Raw genomic sequence first — 24,395 nt, 5'->3', positions numbered from 1 at the left:
GGACGGAGCATCACCATGTCGTATCATCCTGCCCCTGACTATGATGTCGTCGGCATTGGCTTCGGGCCATCGAACCTCGCACTGGCGATCGCGCTCGACGATTGCGCGAGACAGCAGCGCTTGAAATGCCGGTCCCTGTTCCTGGAGAAGCAGCAGGACTTCAAGTGGCATGGCGGCATGCTGCTGCCCGGCAGCAACATGCAGATCTCCTTCCTCAAGGACCTCGTATCGCTTCGCGATCCGACCAGTCCGTTCACCTTCGTCAACTACCTGCACAAATCCGGCCGGCTGCTCGACTTCACCAACTGCAAGACGTTCTATCCGAGCCGGATCGAGTTCAACGACTACCTCCGTTGGGTCGCCGGTCAGTTCAGCGGCATGGTTGCGTATGGAGAGACGGTCGAGGCTGTCGAGCCCGTGCACGCCGGCCAGTCCGTCACCGCGCTTCGCGTGCTCACGCGCATGGCTGACGGGAAAGAACGGTCACGCGTCACGCGGCACCTCGTGGCCGCCGTCGGCGGCGTGCCGCACATCCCGTCGGTATTTCGAGCGATCGCGATGGATCCGCGCGTCGTGCACACCAGCGGCTATCTCGGCTCGTTGCTTGCGGCAGGATCGGACGGCCGGTCGCCGCGGGTGGCGGTCGTCGGCGGCGGGCAAAGTGCGGCTGAAGTCACGCTCGATCTCAGCGAACGGTTTCCCGACGCCCACATCGATCTGGTCTTCCGCGGGCACGCCCTCAAGCCGGCCGATAGCAGCCCGTTCGTGAACGAGATCTTCAACCCGGACTACACCGATTATTTCCATTCGCGGTCCGACAGCCAGCGCGATAAAATCGTCCGCAGCTTCCGCAATACCAATTATGCGGTGGTCGACCCCGACCTGCTCGATCAGCTCTACCGGATGACGTACCAACAGCGTGTCGCCGGGGCTCGGAAGCTGACGCTCCATCCGCGCAGCGAGATCGTCGCAGCTCATGCCGTCCCGGAGGGGATGGAGCTCGAGTTCGTCAACAAGGACGAGGAGGTCCGCCGCCGGGCAGTGTACGATGCCGTCGTGCTCGCCACCGGCTACGAGCGATCTCCGGTCCCGGCGTGTCTCGATCCGATCAGCCGCTACATCGAGTCGGCGTCGCTCGATCGCGACTATCGTCTGCAGACAAGCCCGGCGTTTTGTCCACAAGTCTATGTCCAAGGCTGCGCCGAAACCTCGCACGGCCTGAGCGACACGCTGCTCTCGGTGTTGCCGATGCGGGCTCAGGAGATCACGAAGTCGCTCGTGTCGACAACGGGGAGAGACCAGGATGCAGCGCCGTCTCACGACCGGGCGGAGCGCGTGTACTCGTGATGGAAAGTCGAGTGCAGAGCGACGATGAGCGCGCCGCGCGCGGCGTCGTGGAATGAGGCGAAAGGATATCGTCGCGGCGACCGGGCCGTCCCTGGCGTGTCACGGTCGAATTGTCATCGGGGGGCGCCGTGCCTGCATTTGCCGGATTGCCGACCTTTCGGGTCGGCCGGTGGGCACGGTGGAGTGCAGGATTGGAAATGGGTGAGCCGCATCTGCCTGAGCGGGTCGTAACCTTGCTGGTATCGAGTGAGTACGCGCGGCTCGTCGGCCGGACCATGTCGGAGCGGCTCGACTACATCGTCGACATCGCCTCGCTGCATACGCGTGAAGAGCTGGTGCGGCGGCTGGACCTCGGCCGCGTGGTCGTGCGGCAGGTCGAGAAATGGCTCGCGTTCCACGGGCGCCGCGTGCGGCACCCGAATGAAAGCATCGATATCGTCATGTGCGGATTGGAATTCCGGAAGCGGCGCATTCGTCGCTCCCGGGTGACGGTACGATCGCGGCGACTGAACGCCAAGACGATCCCGAGGGAGCCGGGCCGAGGCAGTTGAGTTGCTCGGGCTCTGCAGCGCGGCGAGGCCGCCGACCACGCTTGCCGGGGACTGACGGGACCGCGACGTACGCGGAATGCGTTACGCCCTTATCGCGTCGCATCATGGAAAATGAGACTCGTCGTCAAGGTCGAGGCCAGGCGGGTTGCACGCGCGCTCGGCTCATCCGGTAGCCTCCGCGGTCGATGGGGACTGACCGTCGCTCGTCAGAGATGACGCGAGGCGCCGGGAAGGTCCGCTGCCAACATGGCCAGAGAAACAGTGGCCGGCACACGCTCGTGTGCCCCAGCAATGGGCGACAAGGGAGGAGTTCGATGCACATGCGAAGTGTAGGTATCGCCGTGTTCACGGCGCTTTTGCTGTCCGGCACGGCATTCGCGCAGGAAAAGATCAAGGTCGGCGTCACGGCGACGCTGGAGGGCACCTATACCGTGCTCGGTGAGGACGGGATGCGCGGACATGTCACCGCGTTGAACGTGCTCGGCAAGAAGGTCGGCGACAAGGAGCTGGAATTCGTCGTCGCGTCGACCGACGCCACGCCGGACTCGGCCGTCCGTGCCGTGCGCAAGCTGATCGAGCAGGACAAGGTACAGATTCTGCTGTCGCCGCTGTCGGGCGACGAGGGCATCGCCGTCAAGAACTTCGCCAAGACGCACCCTGAGCTGACCTTCGTGAACGCCGCGTCCGGCGCACAGGAGACGACCTATGTCGATCCCGCGCCGAACTTCTTCCGCTTCAACATGGACGGCGCCCAATGGCAGGTCGGCCTCGGCAAATATGCCTACGAGACCAAGGGCTATCGCAAGATCGCGACCGTCGGCGAAGACTATTCCTTCATCTACACCCAGGTGTTCGGCCTGGCGCTGGAGTTCTGCGGCCTGGGCGGCAAGATCACCAGCCGGCAATGGGTCCCGCTCGGCACCAAGGATTTCGCGTCGGTGATTGCGGCGCTGCCCGATGACGTCGATGCGATCTATCTCGGTCTCGGCGGCGCCGATGCCGTCAACTTCCTCAACCAGTATCAGCAGGCCGGCGGCAAGGCGCACCTGATGGGCGGCTCGATCATGATCGACCAGACCATCCTGTCGTCCAAGGGAAATGCCAAGAACGCCCTGATCGGTACGATTGCGGCGTCGGGTCAGGCCGATACCTGGGAGGATCCGCGCTGGCAGAAGTTCGTGAAGGCCTATCAGGACTCGTTCCCGCCGGAGAAGCGCTTCCCGAGCCCGTCGCTGCTTGCCACCAACTACTATGGTTCGACCATGGCGTTGATCCTGGCGCTGCGCGAGGTCAATGGCGATCTGTCGAACAACCAGGCCAAGCTCAAGGCGGCGCTGGCGAAGATCGAGATCGATGCTCCCAACGGCAAGATCAAGCTCGACGCCAACCGCCAAGCCATCGGCACCAACTTCGTCACCGAGGTCGTCGACGACGGCAAGGGCGCGCTGTTCAGCAAGGTGGTGAAGGTGATTCCCGACGTCAACCAGACGCTGGGATATGATGCCGCCACCTTCGCCAAGATCGGCCTGCCGAGCCGCACCGTGCCTGAATGTAAGAAGTACTGACCTTTCTGCAGAGGGCGACGCGGCTCGAGCGGGCTCGGGCCGCGTCGTCGCGTCCCTTGCTTTCTGCCAAGCGATGATCGACGCTGACGAACAATAAGAACCATTTCGGTGAGGAAGTGATGAGTAGGGCGCTCGCCGTCTTTCATGCTCGCTTCGGCCGTGCGACGGTTTATCAGCTCAATCGGCCATTCAATGTGCATGCCCATCGCGAGGGACATCTGATCTTTCACGTTGGCGGGACGCCGGCCGATATTGACGTCTGCGATCAGCATTATCAGATCGGCGAGAACTGGATCGTCGCGGTCAATCCGTGGGAACCGCATAATTTCCTGCCGAACGATGTCGGCAACGGCGCCATCTTCTTCGTGCTCTACGTCAATGCGGAGTGGTTCACGCCATCGGCCGCGCGCGAGCAGGGCTTGCGGTTTGGTCGTACCTGCTTCCGGCGGACCGCCGCGCTCGACCGCTGCATTCGCCGCGCCGCAGCGTTGGTATGTGGCGCGCCATCGCTCGGTTGCCTCGACGGCGAGCTGCGGCAGCTGATCGACAGTTGCTACGAGGAAAGCTGGCGCGTTTCGGAGCAGATGCCCGAGCGGCCATGCGCGGAAGTGACGGATTTTCGTGTTCGCAAGTGCATCAAGCTGATGTCGGACAGTCCGTGCGCCGAGATCGAGCTCGATCACATCGCCCGCGAATCCGGACTATCGCGGCCGCATTTCTATCGGCTGTTCCGCAGCCAGACCGGAGTGACGCCCAATCTCTATCTGAATACGCTGCTGATGGAGCGGGCGCTCGATGCCGTCGTGGCAACGGAAGCACCGATTGCCGACATCGGCTTCGATCTCGGATTCACCTCCCAGAGCGGCTTCACGCGCTTCTTCGCCGGCAATGTCGGCATGGCGCCGACCGACTATCGCCGCGCTGCAAAGGTGCTGCGCGCCTGACGTGCTGCTGCGCGTCGCGCGAAAAGAGACTGTCGATCAAGTGCGCACTCTCGTCTGCCGCTACACTCTGGGCAACGTGATCCGCAAAAGGATCCGACGAGGGAGGACGAGCGATGGCCGGCAGACCCGGCGATCTTCGGCTGAATGCACCTTTCCGCTGTGACGACGGATCCGTCCCTCTTGTCGTGAGGGCGGGCTGATGAGCCGCTTCATCGAGCGTCACCCGATCTGGTCCCTCATTGTTCTTCTCGCCTTGGCGCTGCTGGCGTGGCTGATCTTCGCCGTCTGGCCGCCGGGGCTCGAGGAGGCGATCGGCCGCAAGAAGGTGTTCCTGAGTGCGGTGTTCAATGGCATCACGCTGGGCGGACTGTATTTCCTGGTCGCGAGCGGGTTCACGTTGATCTTCGGCTTGATGCGAAACGTCAACCTTGCGCACGGCTCGCTCTATCTGCTCGGCGGCTATGTGGGCTACGGCGTGTCCGCCGCGACCGGGTCATGGATCCTCGCCTTCGTCGCCGCCTTCATCCTCGTCGCGGCCATCGGCGTTCTCCTGCAGCTGCTCGTCTTTCGTCGCATGGAGGGCCAGGACCTGCGCCAGACCATGGTGACGATCGGCCTCTCGATCGTGTTCGCCGATCTGATGCTGTGGGCGTTCGGCGGCGACTTCTATCAGATCCAGACGCCAGCCTGGCTGATCGGGCCGGTACAGCTGCCGCTGATGACGGCGATGAAATCGTCGGGCGAGGCTGTGTTCCTGCAGTATCCGCTGGTGCGGCTGGTGATCTTCTGCGGCTCCGTCGTGATCGGCGTCGCGATGTGGCTCGCGCTCAACCGCACCCGCGTCGGCATGATCGTGCGCGCCGGCGTGGATGATCGCGAGATCCTGGCGGCGACCGGTGTGCAGATTCAGCTCGTCTTCGTGCTGGTGTTCGCACTGGGCGCGGGGCTGGCCGGCATTGCCGGCGTGGTCGGCGGAACCTTCCAGTCGATCTCACCCGGCGAGGACACGCGCTTTTTGCTGGCCTCGCTGGTCGTCGTCATCGTCGGCGGCATGGGATCGATCCCGGGAGCCGCGCTCGGCGCGCTGATCATTGGGCTCGCCGAGCAGCTCGGCTCGGTCTACATCCCGACCTATGCGATCGTCGTGACCTTCCTGATCATGGTGCTGGTGCTCGCGCTGCGGCCCCAGGGCCTCCTGGCGAGGCGATGAGATGTCGCTGATCCAGGAGGCACGTGCGCGGGAGAGCATGCTGGCAGGCGGCGCCGCACGGCAGCCGGCCGCATGGTCGGCCACCGAGCAGCCCTGGGCCTGGGCGGTCTCCGCGCTGCTGCTGATCATGCCGCTGATCGCCAACGGCTTCTTCCTGATCGAGATCTTCGGCACGACCCTGATCCTCGGCACCATCGCGTTGAGCCTGATGTTCCTCGCCGGCTATGGCGGCATGGTCAGCCTGATGCAGCTGACGATCGCGGGCTTTGCCGGCTACATGGTCGCCGTGTTCGGCGTCAGCGGCAACGCCAATATCAGCCTCGGATGGCCGTGGTGGTTGGCGACGCCGATGGCCCTGGTGCTCGCGGTGCTGTTCGGCACGCTGGGCGGCGCGCTGGCGGTACGCACCGAGGGCATCTACACCATCATGATCACGCTCGCGATCGGCGCGGCGTTCTATTATTTCACCAATCAGAACTGGGCGATATTCAACGGCCACACCGGCATCAACACGATCGCCACGCCGCATTTTCTCGGCGTCGATTGGCGCATGGACGTCGCGTTCTATTACCTGACGCTGGCGGTGGCCGCACTGGGCTATTTCGCTGTGCTCTATCTGTCGCGCGCGCCGTTCGGCCTGGCGCTGCAGGGTGTGCGCGACAATCCCAGACGCATGGCCGCGCTCGGCTTCAACGTCAATGCACATCGCATCGCCGCCTATGCGTTCGCGGCCCTGATCGCCGGCATGGGTGGCGTGCTGCAGGTCTGGAACTATCGGCAGATCTCGCCCGGATCTGTCGCGGTCGAGCGCTGCATCGACATTCTCATCGTCGCCGTCGTCGGCGGCATTACCCGGCCGGTTGGGCCCTATATCGGCGCCTTCATCTTCGTCATCCTGCGCACCTTCGCGCTCGACTTCCTGGTGAAGGTCGGGCTCGACGGCAACCGGTTCCGGCTGCTGATCGGGCTCGGCTTTCTCGCTATCGTGTTCTGGTCCTCCGACGGCGTCATCGGGCTCTATGAGCGGTGGCGCCGTCGCAGCGGGGCATCGGAGCCGAGGTCGCGCCCCGGAGGTCACGGCCATGGATAGGGTCGCTGACCGGCTCTCGGCGCTCGGCTCGACTGCAGCCCTCGAATTGCGCGGTGTCACGCGGATGTTCGGTGCGCTCGCCGCGCTGACCGACATCACGATCACGGTGCGGCCCGGCGAGCGGCGCGCGGTGCTCGGCTCGAACGGCGCCGGCAAGACCACCCTGTTCAACTGCGTGACCGGCGACTTCCTGCCGACCTCAGGCACGATCCGCTTCTTCGGCGAGGACATCACCGCCTTTCCGCCCTACGAGCGGATCCGCCGCGGGCTGCGCCGCACCTACCAGATCTCGGCGCTGTTCCTCGGCCTGTCGGTGCGCGACAATGTCTATCTGGCATGCCGTGGCGTCTCGCGAGCGCGCTTCTCGATGCTGCGTCCCAGCGCCAATGACGCCCTGATGCAGGCGGCCGAGCGCCTGATCGAGGCCGTGCATCTGACGTCCGTGCGTGATCAACTGGTTTCGGAGCTCGCCCATGGCCAGCAGCGGCAGCTCGAGATCGCGCTGGCGCTGGCCGGCGCGCCCCGATTCATCCTGTTCGACGAGCCGGCGGCGGGTCTGTCGCCGACCGAGCGGCGCGAGCTGGTCGAGATCCTGACGTCGCTGCCGCCGCACATCGGTTACATCATCATCGAGCACGACATGGACGTGGCGCTGCGCGTCGTCGAGAGCGTGACGATGATGCACAACGGCCGCATCTTCAAGGAAGGCGCACCGCAGGAGATCGAATCCGATCCGGAGGTGCAGGAGCTCTATCTCGGAGGCGGCCATGAATGACGTCCGCCGCTCCGCGCCTGCGCTCGAGGTCCGCGGCCTCGACGTGTACTACGGCCATTCGCATGCGCTGCAGGGCGTCGATCTCCGGCTCGACAGCGGCGTCTTCTCGCTGGTCGGCCGCAACGGCATGGGCAAGACGACGCTGTGCAAGGCCATCATGGGCCTGCTGCGGCCGTCCGCCGGCACGGTGCGTCTGCGCGGCAATGATATCACCGGGCTCAATCCGGCGCGCATCGCGCGGCTCGGCGTCGGCTATGTGCCGCAGGGGCGGCGTCTGTGGCGCTCGCTCAGCGTCGACGAGCATCTGCGACTCGCCGCCGGCCTGCGCCGCGGCGCCTGGACCGTCGAGCGCGTCTACGAAACATTTCCGCGGCTCGCCGAGCGCCGCAACAATGGCGGCGGCCAGTTGTCGGGCGGCGAGCAGCAGATGCTGGCGATCTCGCGCGCGCTGCTGACCAATCCGCAGCTCCTGATCATGGATGAGCCGACAGAGGGCTTGGCGCCGGTCATCGTCGCCCAGGTCGAGGAGATGCTGATCCGGCTCAGCCAGGACGGCGACATGGCGGTGCTCGTGATCGAGCAGAACATCGGCGTTGCGACCGCGATCTCGTCCCGCGTCGCGATCATGGTCAATGGCCGCATCAACCGTATCATCGACTCGGCCCGGCTCGCCGCCGACCGCGAACTGCAGCAGCGCCTGCTCGGTGTCGGCCAGCATGCCGGCGACGAGACCGATCTCGGGACGGGCGAAGTTCAGGAGAGGCCCGCCGCACGTGCGGCGGCATCAACGACGCCGAAAGCTGCGCCCGTAAAGGTTTACGTCTCTAATCCCGTGCTGCCGACGCGCTGGTCGCAGCCGGTGCCGATCGCGCAGATCGAGGCCAAGGCGCGCACGCTCTCCACCAGCGTCAGCCGACTTGACGAGGCCGCGCGCCAGGGCCGTGAGCGCGCCGCGCCGATCACGTCAGGTCCGCCCGCGGTGATCGTCGCCGGCACGCTCGACACCAAGGGTGACGAACTGCGCTTCATCCGCGATCTCGTCGCGAGCCACGGGCTGCGCACCCGGCTGGTCGACGTCTCCACCAGCGGACGCCATACGAGCTGCGACGTCTCGGCCCAGGAGATCGCACTCAATCATCCGCGCGGCGGTCCCGCCGTGTTCGGTGCCGATCGCGGCGCATCCGTCACCGCGATGGCGGATGCGTTCGGGCGCTGGCTGCGCCGGCAGGACAATGTCGCAGGTATCATCTCGGCGGGCGGCTCCGGCGGAACGTCGCTGGTCGCGCCGGGCATGCGCGAGCTCCCCGTCGGTGTGCCCAAGCTGATCATCTCCTCTGTCGCATCCGGTGACGTCGGCGCCTATGTCGGGCCGGCCGACATCGCGATGATGTACTCGGTCACCGACGTTCAGGGTCTCAATTCGATTTCGCGCGCGGTGCTGAGCAATGGCGCGCATGCGCTAGCCGGCATGGTGATGGCCCGCGAGCGGCAGTCCGCTGTCGCTGACAGCACCCGACCGCAACGTCCCGCGATCGGCATCACCATGTTCGGCGTGACCACGCCGGCGGTGCAGAAGCTCACGGCCGAGCTGCGCGATGACTACGAGTGCCTCGTCTTCCACGCCACCGGCGTCGGCGGCCGTTCGATGGAGAAGCTGGTCGATTCCGGCATGCTCGCCGGCGTGATCGATCTCACCACGACCGAGGTCTGCGACCTGCTGATGGGCGGTGTGTTTCCGGCAACCGAGGATCGCTTCGGCGCGATCATCCGCAGCCGCGTGCCCTATGTCGGCTCGGTCGGCGCGCTCGACATGGTGAATTTCGGCGCGCCCGAGACCATTCCCGAGCGCTACCGCGGCCGCAAATTCCACGTGCACAATCCGCAGGTCACGCTGATGCGGACGACGGCCGCGGAGAACGCGCAGATGGGGCGCTGGATCGGCGAGCGGCTCAATCGCATGGATGGATCGGTCCGGTTTCTCCTGCCGGAAAAGGGCGTCTCCGCGCTCGATGCGCCCGGGCAGCCGTTCTTCGATCGCGAGGCGGATGAGGCGCTGTTCCGCAGTCTCGAGCAGACCGTACGGCAGACCTCGAGCCGGCGCCTGATCCGCGTGCCGCATCACATCAACGACAATGAGTTCGCAGCAGTGGTCGTCGGCGCCATCCGGCCGATGCTCGGGCGGCTGCCGGCGCGGCGCAGACAGGCGAGGTGATGGTCATGCCGAGATATGAGCGCGCACCGCTGCTGAAGAAGTTTCGCGACATGGTGCGCCGTGGCGTGCCGATCATCGGCGGCGGCGCCGGCACCGGCCTGTCGGCCAAATGCGAGGAGGCCGGCGGCATCGACCTGATCGTGATCTACAATTCCGGCCGTTATCGCATGGCCGGCCGCGGCTCGCTCGCCGGACTGATGGCCTATGGCGACGCCAATGCCATCGTGGTCGAGATGGCCAGCGAGGTGCTGCCGGTGGTGAAGTCGACCCCGGTGCTCGCGGGCGTCAACGGCACCGACCCGTTCCGCGACATGGATGTGTTCCTCGATGAGCTGAAGGCGCTCGGCTTCTCCGGTGTGCAGAACTTCCCGACCGTCGGCCTGATCGACGGCACTTTCCGCGCCAATCTCGAGGAGACGGGCATTTCCTACGCGCTGGAGATCGACATGATCGGGCGCGCGCATGACAAGGACCTGCTGACGACGCCTTACGTCTTCAATGAAGCCCAGGCCGCGGGCATGGCGATCGCGGGTGCGGACATCATCGTCTGCCATCTCGGTCTGACAACCGGCGGCTCGATCGGCGCGCAGACCGCGCCCAAGCTCGAAGACTGTCCCGGCCTGATCGACAGCTGGGCCTCGGCCGCGCTCAGTGTCAACCCCGAGATTCTAGTTCTGGCGCATGGCGGCCCGATCGCGGAGCCGTCCGACGCCGACTTCATCATGAAGCACACCAAGAACTGCCATGGCTTCTACGGCGCCTCCTCGATGGAGCGGCTGCCGGTGGAGCGCGCACTGACGGAGCAGGTACGACATTTCAAGGCAATCAGCGCGCGGCCACGCCGCGTCTGAGGCGACAACACGAGATCCGGCAGCAGCGGCGCTGAGGCGCCGCATTCGCCGGACGAGAGACTGAGGGAGAAATGATATGTCCGGGGCTCTGATCGGTGAGCTGATTCTTTGGCTGATCATTGCGATCATCGTCATCGTGGTCGCGGTCTACATCGTCAACTGGCTGTATCACCGCTCCTCGAAGGAGGTGTCCTTCGTCCGCACGGGCTTCCTCGGGGAGCGCGTCGTGATCAATGGCGGCGCCTTCGTGCTGCCCTTCATTCACGACTATACGCCGGTGAACATGAACGTGCTGCCGATGGGTATCACGCGCGCGCGGCAGGACGCCGTCATCACGCGCGACCGCATGCGGGTCGACGTCGAGGCCGACTTCTACGTTCGTGTCCAGCCGACGCGCGAGGCGGTGTCGATCGCGGCGGCGACGCTCGGCCGTCGCACCCTCGAGCCGGAGCGGCTGCATGCGCTGCTGTCCGGCAAGTTCATCTCGGCCATGCGCTCGGTTGCCGCTGAAATGACCATGGAGCAGATGCACGAGCAGCGCGGTGACTACGTGTCCCGTCTCAAGGCGGCCGCGGCCGAGGCGCTGGCCCAGAACGGCCTGGAGCTGGAATCGGTGGCGATCACCGATTTGGACCAGACAGATCTCGAATTCTTCAATCCGTCGAACCGGTTCGATGCCGAGGGCCTGACGCGGCTGATGGAGGACATCGAGAGCAAGCGCAAGCTGCGCAACGACATCGAGCAGGACTCGATGATCAAGATCCGCACCCGCAACCTCGAAGCCGAGCGCGAGGCGCTCGAAATCGAGCGCGAGAGCGAGACGGCGCGGCTGGAGCAGGAGCGCGACATCGAGATGCGCCGTGCGCTGCAGCGGACCGAAGTCGCGCGCGAACGGGCGCTGCGCGAGACCGAGGCCGAGCAGGCGCAGATCCAGGCGCGCGAGACGATCGAGAAGGCGCGCATCGCCAACGAGCTGACGATTGCCGAGGCCCGAATCGCGGCCGAGCGCGACACGCGGCAGCGCGAGATCGAGCGGACGCGTGCCGTCGAAGAGAGGGAGCTGCTGGCGCGCGAGGACATCGAGAAGGCGCGGATCGCCAACCAGCGCGCGATCGACGCCGCGCGCATCGAATCTGAGCGCGAGGTGCGCCAACGCGATATCGAGCGGACCCGCACCATCGAGGAAGCCGAGATCGCCGCGCGCGAGGCGGTGGAGAAGGCCAGGATTCAGCAGGACCGCGTCGTCTCCGATGCGCGCATCGCCAATGACGAGGAGACACGCCGCCGCGAGATCGAACGCACCCGCGCGATCGAGCAGGCGGAGATCGCCGCGCGCGAGGCGACAGAGAAGGCGCGCATCGCGCAGACCATGATCGTCAATCTGGAGCGCATCAGCTCCGACGAGCGCACCCGCGCCACCGAGATTGCCCAAGTGCGCAACATCCAGGAGGCTGAGATCGAGGCGCAGAAAGCGGTCGAGGCCGCCCGGATCGCGCGCGAGCAGGCATTGTCTGCGGAACGGATCGCCGCCGAGCACGCCACGCGCAGGCTGGAGATCGAGCGCAACCAGGGCATCGAGATCGCCGGCATCGCCGCGCGCGAGGCGACGGAGGCCAGCCGTATCGCGCAGGAGGAGCGGGTGCGTGCGCTGGAGATCGCGCGCGTCAGGACCATCGAGGAGGCCGACATCGCCTCGCGCGAGGCGATCGAAGCGGCCCGCATCGCCCAGGAGCTGGCTGTAACAGCCAAGCGGATCCAGTCGGAGAAGGAGACGCGCAGCCTGGAGATCGAGCGCACGGAGGCCGTCGAGGCCGCCGATCTCAAGCGTCGGGAGGCGGTCGAGCGGCGTCGCATCGAAGTCGAGCTGGCGCTGGAGGCCGAGCGCATTGCCTCGTCGCGGACGCGCGAGGTGCTCAACATCGACCAGAAGAAGGCGATCGAGCTCGCCGACGAAACCCGCGTCATCGAGCTCGCCGCCAAGCGAGCCGAGCGCATCGATGCGGATCGCCAGGTCAAGGAAGCCGAGATCGTCGCGCGCAGGCAGGTCGAGACCGCCGATGTCTCGCGCGAGCAGGCGCTGGAGGCCGTCCGGTTGGAGCGTCGCCGGGCGATCGAGCAGCTCGAGGTCGCGCGCGTCCAGTCGCTGCAGGAGGCCGAGATCGCGGCCCGTGAGGAGGTCGAACGCGCCCGCATCGCCTCGGATCGTGGTCTCGACGAGGCCCGCATCGGCCGCGAGCGCGAGCTGCGCAAGCTCGAAGTGAACCGCGAGAAGGACGTCGAGACGGCGCTGATGGAGAAGGCCATCGCGCTGTATCAAAAATCGCTGGAGGAATCCGCGGCCAAGGTCGCGGCCGAAGAGGCGCGCTCGCGTGCAACGGAAGCGGCGGAGAAAGTCGTCACGGCGCGCGAGAGCGAGATTGCCCGCCGCCGTAAGACGGTCGAGGTGCTGCTGGCCGAGAAGCAGGCCGAGGAGACGCGGATCGCCGCAGAGGCCGAGCGGGTTCGTGCCGCGGTCGAAGCGGAGGCGCAGAAGCTGCTCAACGAGGCCGAGAACGTCCTGACCGACCAGGCACGCTACTCGCTGTTCCGGCGCAAGCTGCTCGACCGCATCGAGGGCATCGTGCGCGAGAGCGTCAAGCCGATGGAGAAGATCGAGGGCATCCGCATCCTGCAGGTCGACGGCTTGAACGGAAATGGCGGCAACGGCAATGGCGGCCGCAGCGCGACCGACGAGGTGATCGATTCCGCGCTGCGCTACCGCGTCCAGGCGCCGCTGATCGACTCGATCCTCTCCGATATCGGCGTCGAGGGCGGCAGCCTTGCCAAGATGCCGGGCCTGATCCGCGAGGCCCGGGACATGCAGGGCATCCGGAAAGAAACCTCAGCGCGCAAGGAGACAGGCGGCGGCGCCGGATCGGGCGAGGGCAGCCCGTCCGAGCCGCCGACCGATCGCGGTCCGCGCAAGAAGGGTTGATGCGAGATGGCGAGGGTTTACGTCTCCACCGTCGTGAGTGCCCGCAACGATCGGGTGTGGGCGCGCGTCCGCGACTTCAACGGCCTGCCGAACTGGCATCCGGCGATCGCCGAAAGCCGGATCGAGGGCGGCGAGCCCGCCGACAAGATCGGCTGCGTCAGGGATTTCCGGCTTCGCAACGGCGACCGCATTCGCGAGAAGCTGCTCGGCCTGTCGGACTACGACATGTTCTGCACCTACTCGATCCTGGAATCGCCGATGGGCGTATCGAACTACGTCGCGACCCTCAGGCTGACACCGGTCACGGACGGCGACAAGACGTTTCTGGAGTGGACCGCCGAGTTCGACTGCGCGCCGGAGCGCGAGGCTGATCTGGTGGCTTCGATCGGCGGCGGCGTGTTCCAGGGCGGCTTCGATGCGCTTAAGCGCGCGTTCGGGGGCTGACGCCGTGCCGCACGTGGTCAAGAGCACCATCATCGATGCGCCGACCGAGGCCGTGTGGGAGGTGCTGCGCGACTTCAACGGTCATGATCGCTGGCACCCGGCGGTGGCGACCTCTGCGATCGAGCGTTCGCAGACGTCCGACAAGATCGGCTGTGTCAGGCGCTTTCGTCTGAAGGACGGCTCCGAGCTGCGCGAGCAGTTGCTGGCGCTGTCCGATCTCGAGCAGAGCTTCAGCTACTGTCTGCTCGATACGCCGGTCCAGCTGTTCAACTACGTCGCCCATGTCCGGCTGCTGCCGGTCACCGATGGTGATCGCACCTTCTGGCACTGGGAGAGCCGCTTCACGACGCGGCCCGAGCTGGCCGAGGCGCTGTCGCGCATGGTGGCAGAAGACATCTACCAGGCCGGCTTCGAGGCGATCCGATCGCATCTGAAGCAGGCGGCATGAGGACGAGGTGAATCGATGCCGGTCACGGTGAAGACGTTTCAGGCCGCGAGCGAAGCAGCGTCTGCGCTGTCGTCGGACCGCGCCGCGCGCTACCTGGGCGGCGGCACGCTGGTCATGCGCGATCTCAACGAGGGCGACGTCTCGATTGCGACGGTCATCCGCGCCACCGACCGGACCTTGCAGGGCATCGATGCGGCAGGCGCACGCATCAGGATCGGCGCCGGCGTCACCTTCGCCCGCGTGCTGGCCGAACGCGATCTCGCCTTCCTGCATCCGGCGGCGCGCTCGATCGGCGCCCCGGCGGTGCGCAACATGGGGACCGTCGGTGGCAATCTGTTCGCGCCGGCGCCGTTCGGCGACTTCACGGTGGCGCTGCTGGCGCTCGACGGCATCGTCTCGCTGCAGGGCGGCTTCGGCGTCAGGGACATGCCGATCGAGGAGTTCCTGCAATCGCGCGACCGCCAGGCCGGTGCGCTGGTGGTCGGCGTGTCGTGCATCCGTCCTGCGTCGGCGGATGCGTTCCGCTATCGCAAGATCGCCCGCATCAAGCCGAAGGGCGGATCGGTGATCACGCTTGCGGCGCATCTTCCACAGAGTGGCGGCCGCGTGACCGGCGCGCGGATCGCGCTGGGATCGATGGCCCCGACCGCCATCCGCGCCAAGGCGGCCGAGCGCGCGCTCGAAGGGCGGCCGTTCGACGCCGGCGCGATCAGTGCCGCCGCTGCTGCGGCAGCCGAGGGAACGGCACCCACCGACAATTCGCTTGCCAGCGCGTGGTATCGCCGCGAAGTGGTCGGCGTCCATCTGCGGCGGCTGTTGTCGGGACAGGAGAGCTAGAGCATGGCCAAGACCCCACTTCAGTTCCGGCACAATGGTCGCGATGTCGCGCTGTTCGTTGACGGCGGCACCAATCTGCTGGTCGTGCTGCGCGAGATGATCGGCGACCTCACGCCGAAATTCGGTTGCGGCCAGGGCGGCTGCGGCGCCTGCACGGTCCTCATCGATGGCGACGCGCACCTGTCTTGTCTGACGCTCGCCGAAGCCGTCGAGGGCCGCGCGGTCGAGACCCTCGACGGCATCAAGAGCGGTCCGAATTTGCATCCGCTGCAGCGCGCCTTCGCCGAGGGTTTTGCCGCGCAATGCGGCTATTGCACGCCGGGCATGCTGATGGCGGCGAAGGCGCTGCTCGACAAGATCCCGCAGCCAAGCCGCGAGCAGGTGGTAGAGGCGATTTCGGGCAACATCTGCCGGTGTACCGGCTACGAGCCGATCATCAATGCGGTGCTGGCGGCGGCCGCGTCGCTGCGCGCGAGTGCGTGAGGAGAGATCGCCATGCTGGAACTGCGCAAGGACATCTTCGCCGACGAGCGCGACGACAATCTCAACGAGGTCGGCAAGGGCACCCAACGCCAGGACATGCTCGGCCATGTCACGGGGACCTCGACCTATTTCAACGATCACAAGCTGCAGGGCATGCTGCATCTGAAGGTCGTCAGATCCACGCAGCCGCATGCGCGGCTGCGCCGCATCGAGACCAGCGAGGCCGAACGGAGCGAGGGCGTGCGGCGGATCATCCGCGGCAGCGACGTGCCGCGCAATCTCAACACGCTGCTCAGCCTGATCAATTTTGGCAAGGACGATGAGCCGACGCTTGCCGTCGACAAGGTCCGCTACAAGGGGGAGCCGATCGTTGCCGTGGTCGCGGATACGCCGCGCGCGGCGTACGAGGCGGCCGCCAAGGTGCGCGTGGACTACGAGACGTTGCCGGCGGTGTTCGACGTCGAGGAGGCGCTGAAGCCGGGCGCGCCTGTTGTCAACGAGACCTATCCGAAGAATACGTTCACCTATCACGACCGCTACGACCACCAGAAGTTGCGCTTTGGCGACGTCGAGCGCGGCTTTGCCGGCGCCGATCACGTGCTGGAGCAGCGCTACCAGATGTCGCCGATCGAGCACGCGCCGGTCGAGACCAACGGCTCGATCGCCGCGCCCGACACCAACGGCCGCTACGTGGTCTATACCTCGACCCAGGCGCTGTTCTTCTCGCTCGACACCTGCGCCAAGATCCTCGATCTGCCGTCGAACACATTCCACTTCATCGGCGGCACGGTCGGTGGCGGCTTCGGCGGCAAGGTCGACACGCTGACCGAGCCGCTCGCCATTCTCGCTGCGATGTTGACGGGGCGCCCGGTGCGCTATGTGCTCGGGCGAGAGGAGGAGATGCAGTTCGGGCCGCCCCGCGGCGCCGAGCGCATCTACATCAAGGACGGGGTCATGCGCGACGGCCGCATCGTGGCGCGCCAGATCCGCGGCTATTTCGACTCTGGTGCTTATACGCGGCTGTCGAGCTACGCGGTGGTCAAATGTGCCGCGCACCTGCCGGGGCCCTACACGATCCCGAACGTCCATGGCGACATCTACTGCATCTTCACCAACCGCACGCCGGCCACCGCAATGCGCGGCTTCGGCATCACCGGCATGGACTTCGCGCTCGAATGCCAGATGGACAAGCTCGCGCATCTGATCGGCATGGACCCGATGGAGTTTCGTATCCTCAACGCCTATCGCGACGGCGACATGAAGGCGCATCGCCGCGAGGCCAAGAACACCGCGCTGATCGAATGCGTCCAGGTCGCGGCGGAGAAAGCGAAATGGCCGATCCGCGAGGAGTTCCGCCGGATGTCGTCGCGCAGGGATGGCGGTGGCGCGCGGGCCGCGGTGCCGTCGACGCCGCGCGAGCCCTCACAGCCGCGCTCGGCGCCGGCGCAGCAACGCACCAGCTACGATCGTGGTCTCTCGGCGCCGCCACAGCCCGAGCCGCCACCACCTCCGCCAACGAGCCCGGCGCCTTCGCCGGGGCACGGCGCGACGCGGTTCTCGTCGGTGTTCGGCACGAGGAGGCGCTGAGATGACGAGGCACCGCGGCCGCGGCATGGCGGCGATCAACTATCCCATCGGCATGAATCTCGGCGGCGATCCGAGCCAGGCGCTGGTGCATTCCAATCCCAGCGGCAAGTTCACGGTGGCGCTGTCGTCGATCGATCTCGGCCAGGGCATGAAGTCGGTGACGCGGCAGATCTGCGCCGAGACGCTCGGCGTGCCGGTCGAGGACGTCTATGTCGACACCGCCGATTCCGACACCGGCCCGCATTGCATGGGCTCGTTCGCTTCGCGCGGCACGCATCGCGTCGGCAATGCCGTGATGGCGGCGGCCAAGGAGGCGCGTGGCGTCATGATGGAGGCCGCGGCCGAGGAGCTCGAGGTCAACGCCAGCGATCTCGAGACCGATGGTCGCGGCAACATTCACGTCAAGGGCGCGCCGCAGCGCTCGATCTCGGTGAAGGACGTCGCCATCGCCGCGCAGTTCCGCCAGGGCAAGACCATCTCCGGCCGTGGCATCTTCCTGGTGCCGCTGTCGGAGGTGGATCCCGAGACTGGCGAAATGTCCCCGGCGACCTGCTACGCGCATGCCTGTCTCGTCGCCGAGGTCGAGGTCGATGACGAGACCGGCGAGGTCGGTGTGGTCAGGATGGACAGCGCCTATGAGCTGGGACGCGCGCTCAATCCCCGCCTCGTCGAGCAGCAGCTGGTCGGCGGCGCCTGGATGGGCATGAGCCACGCGCTCTACGAGACGACGGAGCCGTACTACCCGGACCCGAAGCAAGGACCGCGCGACTTCGTGGAATACCTGATGCCGGGACCTGGCGACATCTGTCCGCACGACATCGCCGTGCTGGAGCGGCCGGCGCCAGACGGACCGTTCGGCGGCAAGGGCCCTGGCGAGATGTGCGCCAATCCCGTGCTTCCTGCCATCGCGAATGCGATTTTCAACGCCGTCGGCGTGCGCCTCGACGAACTGCCGATCACGCCAGAGAAAGTGCTGCGCGCGATCAAGGCCCAGGGCGGCGCCCGGCCGCAGACGCGGCGGTGACGCAGCATGGTGGTCCGCAGCAACATCGTCGGCATCGACTCGCCGCAGGCGCTGGAAAAGGCACTGCGCGCGGCGTACTATCTCGCCGATGACGGGCTCTCCACCGCGGCCTATCTCGCGCTCGCGCTGGGCAAGCCATTGCTCTTGGAAGGCGCGCCCGGCGTCGGAAAAACCGAGGCGGCGAAGGCAATCGCCGCGGTGCTCGGCCGCAAGCTGATCCGCCTGCAATGCTACGAAGGTATCGACGCTGCTGCGGCGCTCTACGAGTGGAACTATCCGCGCCAGATGCTCGCGATCCGCCAAGCCGGCGAGGAGAGCATCGACATCTATGGCGAGAGCTTTCTGATCGAGCGGCCGATGCTGGCCTGCCTGCGCGCGCCCGATGCGACCGTGCTGCTGATCGACGAGATCGATCGGGCCGACCAGGAGTTCGAGGCGTTCCTGCTCGAATTTCTCTCCGATTTCCAGATATCGATCCCCGAGCGCGGCACGGTGCGCGCCGCGGAGCGGCCGATCGTGGTGCTGACCTCGAATCGGACCCGTGACCTGCACGAAGCGCTGCGCCGACGCTGTGTCTATCATTGGATCGACTATCCCGATGCGGAGCGCGAGGCGCGCATCGTGATGATGCGGGCCTCCAGTGTTGCCGAAGCGACCGCGCGGGCCGTGGTGGCTGCAGTGGCGAAGCTGCGGCGCGAGCCGCTGAGCAAGGCGCCCGGGATTGCCGAGGCGGTCGATTGGGCGGAGGCGGCGACGCTGCTCAACCAGACCGGCGCGCGCTGGCCCGATGCGTTCAAGCGCGCGATTGGCGTCGCGCTGAAGGATGAGGAGGATCTGTCCTTCATCGCGCCGCGGCTCGACGCGCTGCTCGCGGAGGCGATGACATGAGCGAGCCCCGCCTGCCGCAGGCGACCGAGATCTTCGTGACATTCGCTGCGCTGTTGCGGCGAAACGGCTTCGCAATTGCGCCGGAGCAGACCACCGCCTTCCTCGCTGCGATCGAACTGCTGGGGCCTGTCAGCATCGAGGATATCCGTCGTGCCGGGACGGCGACCCTCGCGCCGCCTCCGGAGCGGCTCGCGACCTACAATCTGCTGTTCGACGTCCATTTTGGTGTCGCCGAGGCAACGGCCTTCAGCGAGAGCGACAGGCAGGACGATGTCGTGCGTCTCCAGGAGGAAGGGGACGGCGCTGTCGGTCCCGATCTCGCCGAGGAGCAGAACGAGTCAGGTCTGGCTGCGACGCGCGTTGAAGCGCTGGTCGCCCGCCGCTTGGCTGCGACGACGGGCGGCCATGCCCTGCAGCGCCTCGCGCGTCAGGCGCGTGCAAAACTGCCGAAACGGCGTGGCCACCGGCGCATGCGCGCGCGGCGCGGCAGCTTCGTGGACCTGCGCCGGACCCTGCGCGAGAGCATAAGGCGCGACGGTGAGGTGCTGTCGCTGCGGCGGCTGAAGCGGCGACCTCGATTGCGACGATTGCTGCTGCTGATCGACGTCTCCGGCTCGATGAAGGCGCGGACCGAGGATAACATGCGGCTCGCCCACGTGCTGGTGCAGGCCGTACCCCAGGCCGAGGTGTTCACGCTTGGCACACGGCTGACACGCGTGACGCGGCCCTTGCGGCTGAAGCGGCGCGAACAGGCGCTGCTCGCTGCCTCGCATCTCGTCAGCGACTGGGACGGTGGCACGCGCATCGGCGAGGCGCTGCAGGCCTTCCTCGCGGTGCCGCGGTTCTCGACCTACGCGCGGGGCGCCGTCGTGCTGGTCATCTCGGATGGGCTCGAGCGTGGTGACCATCATGTGCTCCGTGACGCCGTGTGGAGGCTGTCGCTGCGCGCCTGGCGCCTGAGCTGGCTGACGCCGCTCGCGACGGGGCCCGGCTTCAAGCCGCAGACCGAGGCGTTGCAGGCGATCGCGCCATTCGTCGACGACATCGCAGCCGGCGGGTCGGACGAGACCATCGTCGCGCATGTTCTGTCGCTGGCACAGAGGAGGGCGGCATGACCGGTTATGTCGATGCGCATCACCACATCTGGCGTCAGGCCGATCTGCCCTGGCTGGTCGGGCCGATGCAGCCGCGGATTTTCGGCCCCTATGAGCCGATCAGGCGCGACTACACGATCGAGGAGTATCTCGACGACATCGCCGGCAGCGGCGTCACGCAATCGGTCTACGTCCAGACCAACTGGGCCAAGGACGGCTTCGAGGACGAAGCCGCCTGGGTGCAGCGAACTTCTGAGCAGCACGGCTTTCCGCACGCGATCGTCGCCTATGCCGATCTGAGCGTCGAAGATGCGCGGCCGCAGTTCAACCGGCTGGCGCGCTATCCCCTGCTGCGCGGGGTCCGGATGCAGCTGCACTGGCATGAGAACCCGCTCTATCGTTTCGCTTCGTCCCCAGACCTTTGCAGAGATACCCATATCCGCGCCAACATCGCGCGGCTCGCCGACTACGGCTGGTCCTTCGACCTGCAGGTCTTCGGGCCGCAGATGGCGGGCGCCGCAGCGCTCGCCGAGAGCTGTCCGTCCGTGACCTTCATCCTCCAGCATGCCGGCATGCTGGAGGATCTGTCCACGCGCGGTCGCGATCGATGGCGAGCCGGCATGCAGCGGCTGGCGAGCTGCAGCAATGTCGTCAGCAAGCTCTCGGGCCTCGGCACCTTCATTCGCCGCAACGATCCGGCGCATGTCGCCGACGTGGTGCGGGAGACGGTCGGAATGTTCGGCCCCGAGCGCTGCCTGTTCGGCTCGAACTTTCCGATCGAGAAGCTCTGGACCGACTACCGCGTACTGGTGGGGGCCTATGAGGCTGCCATCCGGGACCTCGACGAGCATGCGCGCGCGCAGGTCATGGGAGGGACGGCGCAGCGCGTCTATCGGCTGGGATGATACCGCCTGCAACGACAACAAAAGCAACAGGGAACGCTCATGGCGCTGGAAATCAAGGTTCTCGACTATGGTGACATCGAATTGGAATCGAGCTTCCTTGTGCTCGGCCGTGATTGCGGCCGCACCCGCCGGGTGCTGACGCTCGGCTTCCTGATCCTGGGCGGGCCGTATCCGGTCGTGGTCGATACCGGCTACCGCTCCAACCAGATCATGGAGACGCTGGGCATGCGCGGGCTGCAGTACCATGAGAACATGATCGAGAACCAATTGGCGCGGCACGGCGTGCGCATGGGCGATGTCCGCTACGTCTGCCACACCCATCTGCACATCGATCACGCCGGGAAGGACGATCTGTTCCCGATGAACACGACGGTCGTGCTCAACCGCCGCGAGCTCGAATACTCGGTTTCCGGGCTGATGCATCCGCAATATCCGGCGCCCGACATCAAGCATCTGATCGACCGGCTGCACACCAAGAGTGCGCTGCGTTTCCTCGACCTCGAGCTCACCGGCCCGGTCGAGCTGATGCCGGGCGTCTATTGCGACGCTGCGAATGCCCATACCGAAGGCTCGATGAACATCCACGTCCACACTGCCGATGGCATCGCTACCATCTGCGGCGACGTCATCTACGACTTCAACGACCAGATCGTGACGCCGTTCAACGAGATTCAGGATGGCGAGCCGCGCACCACCGGCAATCACGGCACGACAAAACGCGCCGAGAAGGCAGCGATCAAGAAGCTGCTGTCGAGTTCGCGCTATCTGCTGCCGGTGCACGATCGTCCCGCCAAGATCGAAGGCGGTGTGGTGGTGGGACGGCTGCACGACCAAGTGCCGGGGCCGCTGGTGCAGTCGCTGCCGCAGCGGCACTGGTTTCCGGCGTGAGCAGCACAAGGTGCCCCCATGACCCACGTGACGTTGCGCACTGAGTTCGAAACTCTGATCGATCCGTATGCGCCGGTGGCGCAGGTCGCGACCGGCTTCGAGTTCACCGAGGGGCCGATCTGGCATCCCGTCGAGCAGTTCCTGCTGTTCTCCGACATGCCGGCTGATGTCCGCCGCCGCTGGGACGCGAAGCGCGGCGTGGTGGAGATGCGGCGGCCGTCGAACAAGTGCAACGGCATGACCTATGATGCCGAGCTCAATCTGATCGTCTGCGAACACGCGACGTCGTCGCTGGTGCGCGAGCGTCCCGACGGCCGCCGCGAGATCCTGGCATCGCATTTCGAGAACCAGGAGCTGAACAGCCCCAACGACGTGTGCGTCCACTCCAGCGGGGCGATCTACTTCTCCGACCCGTGGTATGGCCGCATGCCGGTCTATGGCGTGGAGCGGCCGCGCCAGCTCGGCTTCCAGGGCGTGTACCGGGTGCCGCCGGGCGGCGGTCCGCCGCGGCTGCTGGTTGACCGCCATCTGTTCGACCAGCCCAACGGGCTGTGCTTTTCCCCGGACGAGAAGCTGCTTTACGTCAACGATACGGTGCAGGCGGTGATCCGCGTGTTCGACGTCGGCGGCGATGGTGCGCTGGCGAACGGGCGCGTCTTTGCCAGCGGCATCCGCTCCGAGCTCGAGCCAGGCGTGCCCGACGGCATGAAATGCGACCAGCGCGGCAATGTCTGGGTCACCGCACCCGGCGGCGTCTGGGTCTATGCGCCTACGGGCGAACTGCTCGGCAAGGTGCGCGTGCCGGAGCTCGTCGCCAATCTCGCCTGGGGCGGTCCCGAGTTTCGCACGCTCTATCTCACCGCGACCCATTCGGTCTATGCGATCGCGACCAAGGTCGGTCCGCGCCACGAGCCGTATATGAGCGCGCGAAGTCGAGGGGCGTCAACGGCAGGTCTGGCGATGTCCAGCGCGACGTCCGCGCCATCGGCGCCGCAGCTGGCATCTGGCGACATGCAGCTCGATCCGCGCCGCTGCGCGATGATCATCCAGGATCTGCAGAACGACGTCATCATGGACGGTGGCGCCTTCGCGGATTCCGGCGCGCCCGGTCATGCCAAGCAGCAGCGCGTGGTCGACAATGTCCGGCGGCTCGCCGAGGTCGCGCGTGCGCGCGGCGTCGTCATCATTCATGTCTGGTTCGTGGTCGAGCCGGGTGCGCCCGGCGTGACCTTGAACGCACCGCTGTTCGAGGGGCTGGTCGACAGCAAGGCGATGGTGCGCGGCAGCTGGGGCGCGGCGCCTGTCGCCGGCCTGGAGCCGCGCAGCGGCGACTTCGTGGTCGAGAAGATGCGCATGAGCGCGTGGGAAGGCACGCGGCTCGAGACGATTCTCAAGGCCACCGGGCGCGACGTCCTCATCAATACCGGCGCCTGGACGAACATGTCGGTGGAGCACACCGCGCGCACCGGGGCCGACAAGGGCTATTTCATCGTGGTGCCGGAGGATTGCTGCTCGACCATGAACGCGGACTGGCACAATGCGTCGATCAACTTCGCCATGCAGAATGTTGCTGTCGTGACCACGGCCGACGCGGTGATCAGGGCGCTGGGGTGAGGCATGCCAAAGCTGCTGCATCTCGTCGCCTCGCCGCGGGCAGATTCGGAACTCAGCGCCGGCGCGCGCGCCTTCCTGGACCGCTTCAGGCAGGCGCGGCCGGGTTGGGACGTCGACGAGATGAATCTGTGGCGCGAGAGTCTGCCCGAGTTCGACGGCGAGATCCTGCAGGCGAAATATGCCCGCATGGGCGGCCGCGCCTTCACCGACGGCCAGCGCCGGGCGTTCGCTGTGGCCGAGCGCATGGCGGTGCGGCTCGATCTGGCCGAGCGCGTCGTGATCTCGACGCCGATGTGGAATTTCGGCATTCCCTACAAACTCAAGCACTGGCTCGACATCATCAATCAGCCGGGCCTCACCTTTCGCTTCGATCCGTCGCGTGGCTACCTGCCGCTTCTGAAGGATCGTCCGACGCTGGTGATCCTCGCCAGCGGCGGCGACTTCACCACCGGCATCAGCCGGGGGCGTACCGACCTCGCGACGCCCTATCTGCGCGAGGCGCTGCGCTTCATGGGCCTTCGCGACCTGCACTTCGTGGCGATCGGGCCGACCAGCGGGCCGGCGGCGCACACCGGCGTGGCGCGTGAGCGGGCGCACAGGCGGCTCGTCGAGATGGCCGCGCGATTTTGACGAGGCAGCCGCGCGGCGCGCATCAGGTCCTAGC

At 66.4% G+C, this 24,395-nt stretch carries 22 protein-coding genes; all 22 read left to right on the top strand.

From position 1 onward, the window contains the following. The first annotated feature begins 15 nt into the window (after positions 1-15). Positions 16-1,347, top strand: a complete 1,332-nt coding sequence (locus tag ACQR13_RS26690; RefSeq protein ID WP_315827783.1) for a lysine N(6)-hydroxylase/L-ornithine N(5)-oxygenase family protein — start codon at positions 16-18, stop codon at positions 1,345-1,347. Positions 1,348-1,544: 197 nt separating this feature from the next. Beyond that, positions 1,545-1,898 carry a hypothetical protein gene (locus ACQR13_RS26685; protein WP_316170919.1) on the top strand — a complete coding sequence of 118 codons (354 nt, stop codon included), beginning with the start codon at positions 1,545-1,547 and terminating at the stop codon, positions 1,896-1,898. A gap of 314 nt (positions 1,899-2,212) precedes the next feature. Further along, complete coding sequence (locus tag ACQR13_RS26680) at positions 2,213-3,463, top strand: ABC transporter substrate-binding protein (protein WP_315752524.1); 1,251 nt, start codon at positions 2,213-2,215, stop codon at positions 3,461-3,463. A 119-nt stretch (positions 3,464-3,582) separates the two neighbouring features. Next, positions 3,583-4,407 (top strand): AraC family transcriptional regulator, encoded by an 825-nt coding sequence (locus ACQR13_RS26675; protein WP_316192080.1) that lies wholly within the window; start codon positions 3,583-3,585, stop codon positions 4,405-4,407. 199 nt (positions 4,408-4,606) lie between these two features. Then, the gene (locus ACQR13_RS26670) at positions 4,607-5,617 is read left to right on the top strand and encodes a branched-chain amino acid ABC transporter permease (RefSeq protein ID WP_315752526.1); all 1,011 of its coding nucleotides are present in this window, start codon (positions 4,607-4,609) and stop codon (positions 5,615-5,617) included. 1 nt (position 5,618) lies between these two features. Further along, entirely contained in the window at positions 5,619-6,707 is a 1,089-nt protein-coding gene (locus tag ACQR13_RS26665; protein ID WP_316193687.1) for a branched-chain amino acid ABC transporter permease, read from the top strand. Next, positions 6,700-7,482 (top strand): ABC transporter ATP-binding protein, encoded by a 783-nt coding sequence (locus ACQR13_RS26660; RefSeq protein WP_315717437.1) that lies wholly within the window; start codon positions 6,700-6,702, stop codon positions 7,480-7,482. The genes ACQR13_RS26665 and ACQR13_RS26660 overlap by 8 nt, the downstream gene beginning before the upstream one ends. Next, complete coding sequence (locus ACQR13_RS26655; protein WP_316193688.1) at positions 7,475-9,694, top strand: ABC transporter permease; 2,220 nt, start codon at positions 7,475-7,477, stop codon at positions 9,692-9,694. Before ACQR13_RS26660 ends, ACQR13_RS26655 begins: the two co-directional genes overlap by 8 nt. 5 nt (positions 9,695-9,699) lie before the next feature. Further along, complete coding sequence (locus ACQR13_RS26650; protein ID WP_315717439.1) at positions 9,700-10,545, top strand: phosphoenolpyruvate hydrolase family protein; 846 nt, start codon at positions 9,700-9,702, stop codon at positions 10,543-10,545. 76 nt (positions 10,546-10,621) lie between these two features. Then, positions 10,622-13,519 (top strand): flotillin family protein, encoded by a 2,898-nt coding sequence (locus ACQR13_RS26645; RefSeq protein WP_316193689.1) that lies wholly within the window; start codon positions 10,622-10,624, stop codon positions 13,517-13,519. Between the two features lie 6 nt (positions 13,520-13,525). Further along, positions 13,526-13,963, top strand: coding sequence for an SRPBCC family protein (locus tag ACQR13_RS26640; RefSeq protein ID WP_315717441.1), 438 nt, complete (start codon positions 13,526-13,528; stop codon positions 13,961-13,963). Positions 13,964-13,967: 4 nt separating this feature from the next. After that, positions 13,968-14,411 carry an SRPBCC family protein gene (locus tag ACQR13_RS26635; RefSeq protein ID WP_315717442.1) on the top strand — a complete coding sequence of 148 codons (444 nt, stop codon included), beginning with the start codon at positions 13,968-13,970 and terminating at the stop codon, positions 14,409-14,411. 15 nt (positions 14,412-14,426) lie between these two features. Next, entirely contained in the window at positions 14,427-15,248 is an 822-nt protein-coding gene (locus ACQR13_RS26630) for an FAD binding domain-containing protein (protein WP_315752533.1), read from the top strand. Between the two features lie 3 nt (positions 15,249-15,251). Then, positions 15,252-15,731 carry a (2Fe-2S)-binding protein gene (locus tag ACQR13_RS26625; RefSeq protein WP_315717444.1) on the top strand — a complete coding sequence of 160 codons (480 nt, stop codon included), beginning with the start codon at positions 15,252-15,254 and terminating at the stop codon, positions 15,729-15,731. A gap of 12 nt (positions 15,732-15,743) precedes the next feature. Then, complete coding sequence (locus ACQR13_RS26620; protein WP_434863403.1) at positions 15,744-17,318, top strand: xanthine dehydrogenase family protein molybdopterin-binding subunit; 1,575 nt, start codon at positions 15,744-15,746, stop codon at positions 17,316-17,318. A 1-nt stretch (position 17,319) separates the two neighbouring features. Beyond that, positions 17,320-18,342 (top strand): xanthine dehydrogenase family protein molybdopterin-binding subunit, encoded by a 1,023-nt coding sequence (locus ACQR13_RS26615; protein ID WP_434863402.1) that lies wholly within the window; start codon positions 17,320-17,322, stop codon positions 18,340-18,342. Positions 18,343-18,348: 6 nt separating this feature from the next. Continuing rightward, complete coding sequence (locus ACQR13_RS26610; RefSeq protein ID WP_315717447.1) at positions 18,349-19,230, top strand: AAA family ATPase; 882 nt, start codon at positions 18,349-18,351, stop codon at positions 19,228-19,230. Beyond that, positions 19,227-20,345, top strand: coding sequence for a VWA domain-containing protein (locus ACQR13_RS26605; protein WP_315717448.1), 1,119 nt, complete (start codon positions 19,227-19,229; stop codon positions 20,343-20,345). Before ACQR13_RS26610 ends, ACQR13_RS26605 begins: the two co-directional genes overlap by 4 nt. Beyond that, positions 20,342-21,229, top strand: coding sequence for an amidohydrolase family protein (locus ACQR13_RS26600; RefSeq protein WP_315827794.1), 888 nt, complete (start codon positions 20,342-20,344; stop codon positions 21,227-21,229). The genes ACQR13_RS26605 and ACQR13_RS26600 overlap by 4 nt, the downstream gene beginning before the upstream one ends. Positions 21,230-21,268: 39 nt before the next feature. Beyond that, positions 21,269-22,117 (top strand): MBL fold metallo-hydrolase, encoded by an 849-nt coding sequence (locus ACQR13_RS26595; RefSeq protein WP_315717450.1) that lies wholly within the window; start codon positions 21,269-21,271, stop codon positions 22,115-22,117. A gap of 18 nt (positions 22,118-22,135) precedes the next feature. Next, positions 22,136-23,731 (top strand): isochorismatase family protein, encoded by a 1,596-nt coding sequence (locus ACQR13_RS26590; RefSeq protein ID WP_434863401.1) that lies wholly within the window; start codon positions 22,136-22,138, stop codon positions 23,729-23,731. 3 nt (positions 23,732-23,734) lie between these two features. Continuing rightward, positions 23,735-24,361 (top strand): FMN-dependent NADH-azoreductase, encoded by a 627-nt coding sequence (locus ACQR13_RS26585; protein WP_434863400.1) that lies wholly within the window; start codon positions 23,735-23,737, stop codon positions 24,359-24,361. The last annotated feature ends 34 nt before the right edge of the window (positions 24,362-24,395 follow it).

It is taken from the genome of Bradyrhizobium sp. HKCCYLRH3059 (assembly GCF_051168035.1).
Lineage (GTDB): Bacteria > Pseudomonadota > Alphaproteobacteria > Rhizobiales > Xanthobacteraceae > Bradyrhizobium.
This window is presented reverse-complemented; position numbering and strand designations above follow the sequence as displayed.

What these genes read in the sequence shown, in the direction of transcription:
- ACQR13_RS26585 (WP_434863400.1), top strand. Translation starts at nt 23,735, where the DNA reads ATGCCAAAGCTGCTGCATCTCGTCGCCTCGCCGCGGGCAGATTCGGAA.
- ACQR13_RS26590 (WP_434863401.1), top strand. Translation starts at nt 22,136, where the DNA reads ATGACCCACGTGACGTTGCGCACTGAGTTCGAAACTCTGATCGATCCG.
- ACQR13_RS26650 (WP_315717439.1), top strand. Translation starts at nt 9,700, where the DNA reads ATGCCGAGATATGAGCGCGCACCGCTGCTGAAGAAGTTTCGCGACATG.
- ACQR13_RS26605 (WP_315717448.1), top strand. Translation starts at nt 19,227, where the DNA reads ATGAGCGAGCCCCGCCTGCCGCAGGCGACCGAGATCTTCGTGACATTC.
- ACQR13_RS26690 (WP_315827783.1), top strand. Translation starts at nt 16, where the DNA reads ATGTCGTATCATCCTGCCCCTGACTATGATGTCGTCGGCATTGGCTTC.
- ACQR13_RS26655 (WP_316193688.1), top strand. Translation starts at nt 7,475, where the DNA reads ATGAATGACGTCCGCCGCTCCGCGCCTGCGCTCGAGGTCCGCGGCCTC.
- ACQR13_RS26665 (WP_316193687.1), top strand. Translation starts at nt 5,619, where the DNA reads ATGTCGCTGATCCAGGAGGCACGTGCGCGGGAGAGCATGCTGGCAGGC.
- ACQR13_RS26670 (WP_315752526.1), top strand. Translation starts at nt 4,607, where the DNA reads ATGAGCCGCTTCATCGAGCGTCACCCGATCTGGTCCCTCATTGTTCTT.
- ACQR13_RS26680 (WP_315752524.1), top strand. Translation starts at nt 2,213, where the DNA reads ATGCACATGCGAAGTGTAGGTATCGCCGTGTTCACGGCGCTTTTGCTG.
- ACQR13_RS26640 (WP_315717441.1), top strand. Translation starts at nt 13,526, where the DNA reads ATGGCGAGGGTTTACGTCTCCACCGTCGTGAGTGCCCGCAACGATCGG.
- ACQR13_RS26675 (WP_316192080.1), top strand. Translation starts at nt 3,583, where the DNA reads ATGAGTAGGGCGCTCGCCGTCTTTCATGCTCGCTTCGGCCGTGCGACG.
- ACQR13_RS26630 (WP_315752533.1), top strand. Translation starts at nt 14,427, where the DNA reads ATGCCGGTCACGGTGAAGACGTTTCAGGCCGCGAGCGAAGCAGCGTCT.
- ACQR13_RS26600 (WP_315827794.1), top strand. Translation starts at nt 20,342, where the DNA reads ATGACCGGTTATGTCGATGCGCATCACCACATCTGGCGTCAGGCCGAT.
- ACQR13_RS26620 (WP_434863403.1), top strand. Translation starts at nt 15,744, where the DNA reads ATGCTGGAACTGCGCAAGGACATCTTCGCCGACGAGCGCGACGACAAT.
- ACQR13_RS26660 (WP_315717437.1), top strand. Translation starts at nt 6,700, where the DNA reads ATGGATAGGGTCGCTGACCGGCTCTCGGCGCTCGGCTCGACTGCAGCC.
- ACQR13_RS26625 (WP_315717444.1), top strand. Translation starts at nt 15,252, where the DNA reads ATGGCCAAGACCCCACTTCAGTTCCGGCACAATGGTCGCGATGTCGCG.
- ACQR13_RS26595 (WP_315717450.1), top strand. Translation starts at nt 21,269, where the DNA reads ATGGCGCTGGAAATCAAGGTTCTCGACTATGGTGACATCGAATTGGAA.
- ACQR13_RS26610 (WP_315717447.1), top strand. Translation starts at nt 18,349, where the DNA reads ATGGTGGTCCGCAGCAACATCGTCGGCATCGACTCGCCGCAGGCGCTG.
- ACQR13_RS26685 (WP_316170919.1), top strand. Translation starts at nt 1,545, where the DNA reads ATGGGTGAGCCGCATCTGCCTGAGCGGGTCGTAACCTTGCTGGTATCG.
- ACQR13_RS26645 (WP_316193689.1), top strand. Translation starts at nt 10,622, where the DNA reads ATGTCCGGGGCTCTGATCGGTGAGCTGATTCTTTGGCTGATCATTGCG.
- ACQR13_RS26615 (WP_434863402.1), top strand. Translation starts at nt 17,320, where the DNA reads ATGACGAGGCACCGCGGCCGCGGCATGGCGGCGATCAACTATCCCATC.